Source organism: Segatella sp. (assembly GCF_977051555.1).
In genome coordinates, this window is the sequence record NZ_CDRSSE010000069.1 from 1 (window position 1) to 11,444 (window position 11,444).

Annotated in this window: 11 protein-coding genes; 2 read left to right on the plus strand and 9 right to left on the minus strand. The window is 43.8% G+C overall.

All coding sequences use genetic code 11. The features are described from left to right. Positions 1 to 145: 145 nt before the first annotated feature. Positions 146 to 814 (minus strand): 2-C-methyl-D-erythritol 4-phosphate cytidylyltransferase, encoded by a 669-nt coding sequence (locus ACWJAO_RS12630; RefSeq protein ID WP_294850291.1) that lies wholly within the window; start codon positions 812 to 814, stop codon positions 146 to 148. Between the two features lie 42 nt (positions 815 to 856). Beyond that, positions 857 to 1,429 carry a DJ-1 family glyoxalase III gene (locus ACWJAO_RS12635; RefSeq protein WP_317604348.1) on the minus strand — a complete coding sequence of 191 codons (573 nt, stop codon included), beginning with the start codon at positions 1,427 to 1,429 and terminating at the stop codon, positions 857 to 859. 83 nt (positions 1,430 to 1,512) lie between these two features. Here ACWJAO_RS12635 and ACWJAO_RS12640 point away from each other — a divergent pair, with 83 nt between their 5' ends. Next, positions 1,513 to 2,403, plus strand: a complete 891-nt coding sequence (locus ACWJAO_RS12640) for an NAD kinase (protein WP_449140517.1) — start codon at positions 1,513 to 1,515, stop codon at positions 2,401 to 2,403. 362 nt (positions 2,404 to 2,765) lie between these two features. Here the strand turns inward: ACWJAO_RS12640 and ACWJAO_RS12645 are convergent, their stop codons facing one another. Further along, positions 2,766 to 4,718, minus strand: coding sequence for an alpha-amylase family glycosyl hydrolase (locus ACWJAO_RS12645; protein ID WP_449140518.1), 1,953 nt, complete (start codon positions 4,716 to 4,718; stop codon positions 2,766 to 2,768). Positions 4,719 to 5,021: 303 nt separating this feature from the next. Here ACWJAO_RS12645 and ACWJAO_RS12650 point away from each other — a divergent pair, with 303 nt between their 5' ends. Continuing rightward, on the plus strand, positions 5,022 to 6,161 hold the full coding sequence (locus ACWJAO_RS12650; protein WP_449140519.1) for an AAA family ATPase: 1,140 nt from the start codon (positions 5,022 to 5,024) through the stop codon (positions 6,159 to 6,161). A 511-nt stretch (positions 6,162 to 6,672) separates the two neighbouring features. Here ACWJAO_RS12650 and ACWJAO_RS12655 read toward each other — a convergent pair. The 6 genes from ACWJAO_RS12655 to ACWJAO_RS12680 all read right to left on the minus strand — a co-directional run bounded on the left by ACWJAO_RS12655 (position 6,673) and on the right by ACWJAO_RS12680 (position 11,277). Continuing rightward, positions 6,673 to 7,584, minus strand: a complete 912-nt coding sequence (locus ACWJAO_RS12655) for an Rpn family recombination-promoting nuclease/putative transposase (RefSeq protein ID WP_449140520.1) — start codon at positions 7,582 to 7,584, stop codon at positions 6,673 to 6,675. Positions 7,585 to 8,303: 719 nt separating this feature from the next. Next, positions 8,304 to 8,645: a transposase gene (locus ACWJAO_RS12660; protein ID WP_449140521.1), complete on the minus strand. Its 342-nt coding sequence runs from the start codon at positions 8,643 to 8,645 to the stop codon at positions 8,304 to 8,306. Between the two features lie 30 nt (positions 8,646 to 8,675). After that, complete coding sequence (locus ACWJAO_RS12665) at positions 8,676 to 8,999, minus strand: transposase (protein WP_449140522.1); 324 nt, start codon at positions 8,997 to 8,999, stop codon at positions 8,676 to 8,678. Between the two features lie 30 nt (positions 9,000 to 9,029). Next, positions 9,030 to 9,899, minus strand: a complete 870-nt coding sequence (locus ACWJAO_RS12670; protein ID WP_449140523.1) for an Rpn family recombination-promoting nuclease/putative transposase — start codon at positions 9,897 to 9,899, stop codon at positions 9,030 to 9,032. A 447-nt stretch (positions 9,900 to 10,346) separates the two neighbouring features. After that, positions 10,347 to 10,757: a PD-(D/E)XK nuclease family transposase gene (locus tag ACWJAO_RS12675; protein WP_449140524.1), complete on the minus strand. Its 411-nt coding sequence runs from the start codon at positions 10,755 to 10,757 to the stop codon at positions 10,347 to 10,349. 25 nt (positions 10,758 to 10,782) lie between these two features. Next, positions 10,783 to 11,277, minus strand: a complete 495-nt coding sequence (locus tag ACWJAO_RS12680; RefSeq protein ID WP_449140525.1) for an ORF6N domain-containing protein — start codon at positions 11,275 to 11,277, stop codon at positions 10,783 to 10,785. Positions 11,278 to 11,444 lie beyond the last annotated feature (167 nt).

Below are 11,444 nucleotides of genomic sequence, written 5' to 3' on the forward strand. Positions count from 1 at the left end.
CTCGAATGGCATCCAAAATAGGAACCGCCGTATGCGGAACCGCACGTACGGTGGTGTGGGAGGTCGGTAAGTGTGAAAATAGGAGGCAAATGCCTTTTGTGATTAGCATTTACCTCCTACCCGATTTATGCCTTGTTGTTTCGCTTTACCCCAGCAAAGCTTCAGCTATCTTGATGTCGAATGGGGTAGTAATCTTGATGTTCTCACGATTACCCTCTACCATCGCAACCTGACAGCCAAGACTTTCTACCACCGAAGCATCATCGGTAAACTGTTCCTTGTATTCCTGGTTGAAAGCCTGCTTTGCCAGACCGATGTCGAAGGTTTGGGGAGTCTGCACCACGCGGTAATCGCTGCGCAGCACGTTCTTTCCACCTCCGTGCTGGTCGATATAGCGCAGGGTATCGGTTACGGCATATACAGGGATGGCTGCATATTCTTCGCGAGCCGTCTCGAAACATTCCTCGATGACTTCTTTAGATACGAATGGACGCACGCCATCGTGAATGCCCACAACGCCATCTTCATTATCAGGAATGAGAGCCAGTCCGTTCTTGGATGACTGGAAACGGGTGTCGCCACCATTGGCTATCTGGTGCTTGATGTCGAAATGGTGCTCCTCGCAGAGCTGATGCCAGTATGCCTGCTGACTCTCCGGCAGAACCAGGATGATGTTCAATGCAGGGTCGTATTCATGAAAACGCTCGATGGTGCGCATCAGGATAGGCTTGCCCGCTACCGGCAAGAACTGCTTTGGAATCTCACTTCCCATGCGGAGGCCCTTGCCTCCGGCTACTATGATTACGTAATCCACTTTGTTACTAATTAATAGTTTATAATTTATAGTTTATAGGGCTTACTTGCTTTGCATGAGATGATCATACATCATGCCATCCTGCAGGGCAGCTACAGTTTCCTTGCTTACGAAGTAGCTCAATATCTTGTAAGCGTATGGGAGGGTTGCGGCAGGACCTTCGCCCGTAATCACGTTGCCGTCTTCCTGGAAGAGGGTGGCGGTATATTCGGTATTCTCGCCGAAATACTGCTCGAAGCCAGGATAGCAGGTAGCCTTCTTGCCTTCGAGGATGCCTGTGCTTGCCAGAACCATCGGAGCTGCGCAGATGGCACCGATTCGCTTGCCTGCCTTGTGCTGGGCGATGAGCGCCTGGCGCACACCTTCGTGCTCGTTGAGGTTTGTGCTGCCTGGCATTCCGCCTGGAATCATCAGCATGTCAGCATCTTCAAAACTTTCAATATCCTCAAACTTCAGGTCAGCCTTGATGGTCACACCATGCGATGTTTCTACCCATTCAGTACCCGTTACACTTACAGTCTTGATGTCTACACCACCTCTGCGGAGGATGTCTACCGGAGCCAATCCTTCGATTTCCTCGAAGCCATTGGCAAGAAATTCATATACCTTAGCCATAATTTATTTGTTTTTTGTCTTGTTATTCAAATAATATGATTACCTTTGCAAAAGTAAGAATAATTATTGAAATAACAAAATAAATGGCACAACAACATTTAAAATTCGCAATATTTGGTAATGAATACCAGGCTAAGAAGTCGGCTTCGATAGAGAAAATCCTTCTTTATCTCGAAAAGAAGGAGGCTGAAGTTTATGTGGAGAATGCTTTCTATGAGTTTCTTACCCGCGACCAGCATCTCGATGTGAAGGCGGCTGGGGTGTTCGAGGATTATAACTTTGATGTGGATTACGTCATCTCTATGGGTGGTGACGGTACCTTCCTCAAGGCGGCGAGCCGGGTAGGTGCCAAAGGTACACCTATCATTGGTGTGAATATGGGCAGATTGGGATTCCTTGCTGATGTGCTGCCTAGCGAGATAGAGTCGGCTCTGGATAGTCTTTATTCAGGTGAATGCCTGATAGAGGAGCATGCGGTGATTCAGGTGGAGGCAGAAGGTGGCATCCTTGCCGGCAATCCTTTCGCCCTTAACGATATCGCCGTGCTGAAGCGTGATGATGCTTCGATGATTTCCATCCGTACGCAGGTAGATGGCGAATTCCTCGTTACCTATCAGGCTGATGGACTGATTGTTACCACGCCAACTGGTTCTACGGCATACAATCTCTCTAATGGCGGTCCTATCATCATTCCGCAGAGTGGCAGCATCTGTCTTACTCCGGTGGCTCCTCACAGTCTGAACATCCGTCCTATCGTCATCAACGATACGGCAGTCATCACGCTCGATATCGAGAGTCGCAGCCACAACTATCTGGTAGCCATCGATGGTCGTAGTGAGCGTATGACGGAGGAAACCCGCCTTATCATCCGCAAGGCTCCTCATAGCATCAAGATTGTAAAGCAGCGCAACCAGCGTTATTTCTCTACCCTGAGAGAGAAACTGATGTGGGGTGCTGACCAACGTGAAAGATAATATAGATAACTGAACTTTCGCATATGGGGAAGTTAAGGGAAGTTAGAGAAGTTAGAGGGAAGTTAAGGGACAAATGTCCTACGTTTTACGACAAAAGACTATTGTCTTTTAACTTCCCGAACGACCGTAGGGAGTGATAACTTCTTTAACTTCAATTAATTCCCTCACTTGCGAAACTTGAATAGAATAAGAAAAGAGGTATATCCCGAAGACGAATCTTGGGTATACCTCTTTTTCCTAACCTAAAACAACTAACTAATAATTTTGTTCACACAAAACTAAACCTAAAAACATAAACCTTAATAAACCTAAAAACTTAAAACTAAAAAACTTAAACTAAAAACTGAAACTATTCTTTGAACTTATTTGTTGTATTCTGCAGTAACATCCTTCACTTTATATTTCTTTCCTTCCTTGGATGTTTCGATTTCGAAGTAAGCCGTACTGGTGAGACCTGTTATATCTACAGTCTGCGGCTTATCTGCGCCATTATTGAATATGACATTCACCAACTCGGTTGCATTATCAATGCTGACTTCCTTGTAATACCATGTCTTACCACCGATGGTCTTTGTTTCTGTCATCTTTTCACCAGGCCACTCAACAGATGCTGCTTTCTTCCATGTATAGCAGTATAATGGGCTCCATTTCACAGCATCGGCATTCACATAAACCATAAATTTATATGCCTTGAACTTCTCAATCGTATATTGATGTGTGGCGATATTTCTAACTTCACCATTCACAAGCAATCCAACCTTCAAGGTACAAGTACCATTGATGCTGATTTCCTTACCACTTTCTACAGTTATGCTCTTCGCAGTAGGATTTGAACCATCTAAGGTATAAACCAATTTGGCTCCCTCAGTCTGGCTGACTGCAGTAAGTGTGGTCTTGAAACCTTCCTCGTATGAGCCAGAAGGCATGCTAGTCCAAGAGGTCTCTGCATCATTAGAGAGGAAATAGGCATAGTGATAACCGGAAAGAATCTTAGTATAGCCTGTTTCTCCTGCATATCCTGCTGCATCATTACCTACAGCCACAAGAAGTTTGTGCTTAGTACCAGTAACCTCGTTCACATAAAGAGTTTTCTTGCTCTGCTTGTTGGCATAATTGCTCATATTGGTGATACCAGCATATTTGCGGGCTGCAATCATCTCCTTTATCTCAGACTTATAAGCATTCCAGTGTGGCTGGAAGATACATGGTGTGCCTGGCATAGCAAGCAGATAGGCATTTGCTGCTATGGTATCTTTGCGCAGAGGGTCGTTCTGTTCTGATTCAGAGCGTTTCTGTGTATCATGATTTTCTACAAAAGTAACCGCATAACGACGATAATTGGCATCGTGCATAAGATTATCGTTACTGTTGAGTTTTGACCAGTCTGAAGATGTTGTCACCTTTCCGTTAGCCGCTCCGTTTACGGCATCGCGTACGTTATAACGGAACTGGAAGTCGAAGGCTGCGCTCTTCTTGTTGGTTCTTTTTATCCAACTTTCTATCATGTCGTTACCGTCCCAATATTCACCTACAGAGAATTCTACACCTGTTGCATCATTGTAGTCGGCAACATGGCTACCATCGAAACCTTTCACCATATCATAGCGGAAACCTGTGTAACCCAAGTCGTCCTTCAGATATTTCAGATATGCTTTGATCACCTTCTGCACATTCTCGCTCTTATGGTCGATATCACGGCAACCGCCAAAATCGGTTCCCTCATCATTGTTCTGGCTGAGGCTTACACCGTCTGTGGCAGCCTGGGTTGCAGTTTTTCCTTCATCATCATTCTTGCAGATATCGGTAGACAACATCTGGTAGGTCACTCCCTTGTAGGTTTCTGCTGGGAAGGTGAACCAGCCGTCTGTATTGCGGTGATTTACCACAACATCAGCTATTGCACCTATACCGGCGGCTTTAAACTTAGTAATCAGACTTCTGAGTTCTGCCTCTGTACCGAACGAAGAGTTCTGATTGAAGTAGTAATATGGCATATATCCCATCACCTGAGTGGTCTCCATACATTTACCGCTTTGTGGAAGCCATACAAGGTCGATGTAATCTTTCAAATCATCAGCCTGTTTCTCTAAAACCTTCCATTGTGATTCATTATAAGAATCCCATGAGAATCCTTGCAGCATAACGCCGCTATAATCGCTAGCCCAGCCTTGTGAATTGTGACTTGGCTCAGGTTCTGGCTCGGGAGATGGGGTAGGAGCAGGAGTTGGATCTGGAAGATCAGGGTCATTGCTGCTAGAGCATGCTCCAAGCGTGAGTGCCATTACGGCGATGAGGGTGAAATATATCTTCTTCATAATTATCATTGTATTTTGTGATTGCTAATTGTAAGTTGTATTCTTTTTCGTTGGCAAAGTTACGATTTATTTCATTAGCTTGTTCAAAAATTGATGCAAATCAAGTGATTTTCTTGTGCAAACGTTTGCATTCCGGCGCGCTTTTCTTCTATGTATATAATAAGGTGTATATGGTAATCTGCGCCTTTAGGAGATAATAAATATTAAAAAACTAGAAAACATTTGGCGGTCTCGTTTTTTATTGCGTAATTTGCGTTGCGTAAAAAACGCAATGAATGTTTGTATAATGAATAATAACAAGATATGGCAAGATTGAACAATCCTTTTGTGGTATATGGCTATAAGGGCGCAGAGTATTTCTGCGACCGCCAGAAAGAGACTGAGAAGATGATTTCTTCGCTGCATAATGAGCGTAACATCACGCTTGTTGCCCCACGCCGTATGGGTAAGACGGGATTAATCCATCATGTATTCCATCAAATGGAGGAGCAATATGAGGGAGTGAAGTGCTTTTATCTCGACATCTTTGCCACCAAGAATCTGGAGCAGATGGTGCAGCTGATGGCTTCTGAAATCATCGGAAAGCTGGATACTGTTTCTCAATCTGCTCTTCGGAAGGTACAGGAATTCTTCAACAGTTGGCGACCTACTCTGACGATTGATGAATTGACTGGCATTCCTTCTTTTTCTTTAGACTTGAAACCGAGTGAGGGGAGGGAGAGTCTGAAGCGAATCTTTGAGTATTTGAAGCAGTCGGGAAAGCGCTGCTACATTGCCATTGATGAGTTTCAGCAGATATTAAGCTATTCGGAGGATGGGGTTGAGGCGATGATCCGTTCTTATATCCAGTTCTTACCGAATGTATATTTCGTGTTTTCGGGCAGTCAGCAGCACATGATGCAGGAGATGTTTCTGTCGGCAAGCCGTCCTTTCTTCCAGAGTTCGCTGGTGTTGTCCTTGCCTTGCATCGGGGAGCAGGTGTATCGGGAGTTTGCCAATCGCTTGCTGGCATCTCAGCATAGGTCGATAGATGAATCCACCTTTTCTTATATTTATCAGCAGTCTGATAGTGTAACCTGGTATGTGCAGTCGATATTGCACGGCATCTACGAGCATGCTTCTTCCGAGATTACGAAGTCTTTGGTAGACGAGGTGATTCTGGAGCTGATAGAGGAGCAGGCGATGACTTATCAGAACTATTGTGCCTGGCTAACAGAGAACCAGCAGATGCTTTTGGGGGCGATAGCTCGTGAGCATCTGGTAGCTTCGCCGTTAAGCCAGCAGTTTATCAGCACCCACCATCTTCCAGCCACGAGCAGCGTAAAGACGGCGTTGAAGGCATTGGTGGATAAGCAGTTGGTAAGCAAGACTCCGACTGGCTATCTGGTTAGCGACCGCTTCTTTGCTAAATGGCTGGAGAGAGGAGGAATCATAGCTAACTGAGGAAATGAAAATTGCGTCCCGATGCAGCATTTGCTACGTCCCGATGCAGCAAAAAATGCGTCCCGACGTAGCAAAAGATACGTCGGGACGTAATTTCAGAAGCGTCCTGGCTCCCATCAAAAGAGCCTCTTTCGCATCATGCACGTCATTGTACAAGTTCATACGTTTCATTGAGGCGACGGATACGACTGCGCTGGGTTAAAGATACGACTGCGCTGGGTGACGGATTCGACTTCGTTGGGTGGAAGATTCGACTTCGTTGGGTGGAAGAGTCAATTTCGTTGGCTGAATGAAGTGACTGAAGTAGCAGAATGAAGCACTTGAAGTAGCTGAATGAAGTACTTGAATGAGGCGATTGATGTTGCTGATTTTTCAACTATAAGTTGAGTAGCGGTTACCACCTCTGCCGTTTGAGGTCACAAATTGTGACCTCAAACATTCAGCGCAAAAAAATATCTGCGTCATCTGCGAAATCTGCGTGACCTTATATCTTCTGGGTCTTCAGTCCGGTTCAGGCTTGTTCTTTCAATTTCTGGATTTCCTCCAGCGGAAGCTCGGTGACTGTTGATACTTGCTCTTCTGAAAGCCCCATTGACAGGAGGCGGCGAGCTGTGGTTAGCTTTTCTTTTTCCATACCTTTCGCTATACCTATTTCCATACCTTTCGCCATACCTTCCTCACGCCCCTTTTCCAAAGCCGTATCTATGGAGTTCTTGACATCACGATACGCCTTCAAACTATCCTCATATTCTTTCAATTCTGTTGGGGTGAACTTCGCAATCTCCGCCTCCTCAAAGAGTTTAGTAAATACTTTCTCTTTTAAGGCAGCAGGACGTTTATCCAATCGGGAAAGGTTTTTCAACACATACAACCACTTATCATAAAGCGTATCAAGTTCCTCCTCTGTCTTATTGAACTTCGCTATCTCAACATACTTGAAAGATAGTTTGTCATTAAAAACCTTAAGAGTCTTCTTGTCAAGCAAACCCACATCATGGTTGATATCATTCTTGTCAAATGCCTCTTCTTCCAAGTCAAAGTTCAGCAGAGCAACCGTATATACATGTTCAAGTTTGAAGTTCCATTCAGCCCCCTTTGGAGCCTGTTCACGGATAGGAAAAGTAGAATAGAACAAAGAACGATCCTTGAAGTACTTCTGATAAGCATTCTGCATCTCAACGATGAACTTTTCACCATGCTCATTTTCGCAATATACATCAAAGATGGCCTTGCGTTCGGCAAAAACATCACCAACGTGCTCACTATTCAAGTACTTCACATCCTTGATAACCTGAAAACCATCAAACAGTGAATTCAAGAAATTGATGAGCAAATCCTTATTAGGCTTTGTCCCAAAGATACGCTTAAAACCGAAATCGGTAAGCAAGCTGATATATCGTTCTTCTATCCGTTTCATATCCATCTCCTTTTAAAACGTTTAACTGAATTATGGTGCAAAAATAAGCTATTTTCTTGAAAGCACCAAAAAAAACAGCAAGAATCCTTCAAGTTATCAGTAAATTACTCAGAAACAGTTTCTCCTAATCTCAAATTTCGCAAGTTGGCTCCACATGCCCGAAGGGGCAGAAGCTCCTAGCCCGTACTTGAACCACATGAGAAAGTTCAGAAAGTAAAAAACGCAAGCCCGCTAGGCGTAAAAAGAACGCCTGGCGGGCTTGCGTTTATGGTTGTACAACTGAATGGGTTATGGTTGTACAACTGAATGGGTTATGGTTGTACAACTGAATGGGTTATGGTTGTACAACTGAATGGGTTATGGTTGTACAACTGAATGGGTTATGGTTGTACAACTGAATGGGTTATGGTTGTACAACTGAAAGGGTTATGGTTGTACAACTGAAAGGGTTATGGTTGTACAACTAAAAGGTTTATGGTTGTACAACTAAAAGGTTTATGGTTGTACGACAATAAGGGTTGTAGTTGTACGATTAAAAGGTGTTGTCACTAGGCTCGGCAGAGCTGCTGAGCCTAGTGGCAACCTTCGAGAAGCAGTCTCCTTCAACTCGAGAAGCAGTCTCCTTCAACCTAAGAAACTATCTCTTTAAACTAAAAGAGACGTCTCCTTGAACCCAAAGAAACGTCTCATATCCTGTATTTGAGTTTCTGAAAGTTCAGCTAGTTTCAGGCTTGTTCCTTCATTTTCTGGATTTCCTCCAATGGAAGCTCGGTGACAGTTGATACTTGCTCATCTGAAAGGCCCATTGATAGAAGGCGGTGAGCTGTGGCAAGCTTTTCTTTTTCCATACCTTTCGCCATACCTATTTCCATACCTTTCGCCATTCCTTTTTCCATTCCTCTCTTTTCATCGAACTTTCTGGTGGCATATATATCACGCATATTCTTGATGTCCTCGTCATACAGCTCTAGTTCCTCTCGGGAGAGCTTGCGGAGGTCGCCTATTTCTGCCAACTTGCGGAAGACTGGATACTTCTCGCTGAATGGCATCTGTTCAAACATGTTCATATTCTTCACTATATAAATAATGGACATACACTACAGCTGAAGTTGCTTCAGCTGTTCTTCTGTTAATCCAGTTATCTGCACGATTTGAGGCCAAGACATACCAATTGCCAACAAATTACGGGCTACTTCCAAACCTTTAGACAGTTCACCTTCAGCACGACCTTTCGCCATACCTTTTTCCATACCTCTTTTTTCATCGAATTTTCTGGTGGCATATATATCACGCATATTCTTGATGTCCTCGTCATACAGCTCTAGTTCCTCTCGGGAGAGCTTGCGGAGGTCGCCTATTTCTGCCAACTTGCGGAAGACTGGATACTTCTCGCTGAATGGCATCTGTTCAAACATGTTCATATTCTTCACTATATAAATAATGGACATACACTACAGCTGAAGTTGCTTCAGCTGTTCTTCTGTTAATCCAGTTATCTGCACGATTTGAGGCCAAGACATACCAATTGCCAACAAATTACGGGCTACTTCCAAACCTTTAGACAGTTCACCTTCAGCACGACCTTTCGCCATACCTTTTTCCATACCTCTTTTTTCATCGAATTTTCTGGTGGCATATATATCACGCATATTCTTGATGTCCTCGTCATACAGCTCTAGTTCCTCTCGGGAGAGCTTGCGGAGGTCGCCTATTTCTGCCAACTTGCGGAAGACTGGATACTTCTCGCTGAATGGCATCTGTTCAAACATGTTCATATTCTTCACTATATAAATCCAACAATCAAATATATCCATACACTCTGCCTCCGTATGCTTGTCGAACAATGGCAACTGGAGGTACACAATACGCATCCTGTCGGACACTCGTTGGCGTGTCTGCAAGTCGGTGAGCACCAAATCGGTGCGAAACTCCTTAAGTATCGGACTTTGCGATACAAAATCCATGAAACATACCGTATAGACTGGAGCCAAGTGGTAGTCCCAGATTCCACGGATGCCTTGCTGCACAATGGCACGTGCCGTGTAATACAATGCCCTGTCGGCAAAGTATTCCTGCTCTTTCTTCTGCATCTCAACGATGACATGCTTGCCTTCGTTTGTGATGCAATAGACATCGAAGACCACACCACGGTCATCGGGGCGCAAGCCAAGTTTTTCGGTCTTGGCAAACGTCACGTCCTTAATTACCAACTCGTCTTCAAACAGTCCGTTTAGGAATGTAATCAGACATTCTTTCGTGTCTTCGCTTCCAAATATCCTCTTGAAAGCCCAGTCAACACGTGGGTCTATAAATCTTGCCATCTGCTTACGCTTTATAAGGTCGTGGACGCAATATTGCTATTCGTTGGCAAAGATACGACTTTTCCTCGTAACTTCCAAGGTTTTAGGGAAAAAATACTTGAAAAGGGGGAGGAGAAAGAAAAATAGGCGGCTCCCGGAATTGAGAGCCGCCTATTGAATATTGTTGTTTCGATGATGAGACGATGGATTATATACGGATTTTCTTTTATTAATTCAAAAACTTTTTCAATTGTTTTTGGAGATCCTGTTTGATTACCAGTTTGACCACCAGTTTGACCACCAGTTTCACTAGGAATAGGTAAACGTAGTTCTACCTCTTGTAACTCGTATTTATCTATTAATTCAGGCTTACCCCAACCTGATACTTTGAAGCTTTTGTACTTACAGGGCGACAGTTTTGTGTCCGTAATTACCTAGGGCTAGGGGCTTCTGGGCCTTCAGTCCGGTTCAGGCTTGTTCCTTCATTTTCTGGATTTCCTCCAATGGAAGTTCGGTGGCTGTTGCTACTTGCTCATCAGAAAGGCCCATTGACAGGAGGCGGCGAGCTGTGGCTAGCTTTTCTTTTTCCATACCTTTCGCCATACCTTCCTCACGGCCCTTTTCCAAAGCCGTATCTATAGAGTTCTTGACATCACGATACGCCTTCAAACTATCCTCATATTCTTTCAACTCTGTTGGGGTGAACTTCGCAATCTCCGCCTCCTCAAAGAGTTTAGTAAACATTTTCTTATGATATGGAGTCCTTTCATGGAGTGTGCGGAAACTTTCTACTTTTTCCTCATTGAGTGTTCCGTCTGCCCAAAGTCTGTCAAGTTCTCCTTTTAGTTGTGCCCCCAAGTAATCAATTATAGTCTTCATATTCTTCCCTCCTTTTTATGTTGTTTTATTCTTTAGATTCTCTTGTGGTTTCTATAGAAAATTTCAGAACCCCTAAATTAACTCCAAAAGTCAATTTGCGCATTTTTAATGGCAGTTTATCTGCGAAGACTTCGTTCATAGCAGCTTGTATCTTACCTTCTGTTGCTTTGTCTGGTAAAATGCCCTGCTCCTTTGCATCCTCATTCACTTTGTCTATGGTTCTTGCCAACTTGCGAAGTTGAGTGAAAGTATCAATGATGGCAATGGCGGTGGCTGTTGCCATTGGTGATTTTAATATTGTGGCAAGCATATAAAGTCCTTGCTCTGTAAATCCCTTTACTGTTGCATGAGAAAACTTCAATGTTTCGAGGTGGTCAAAATTTTTGACCACATGCTCTTTCTCGCTGTTAGTCAGTTCGATAACATATCCAGAAGGAAACTTATCTGGATTGTTTCTTATGGCTTGGTTAACCACCTTGGTTGTTACGCCATCATATTCTTCACTATATAAATCCAACAATCAAATATATCCATACACTCTGCCTCCGTGCGCTTGTCGTACAATGGCTGTTAGAGTAATTATAATACAATGTTTGTATATGAATTTACATTATAGTCAAAACAAATCGCTATGGGTTCCATTGTTGAGAAACAGCAAAGTTAATTTTTCGTCGTTTTGTTCCCACA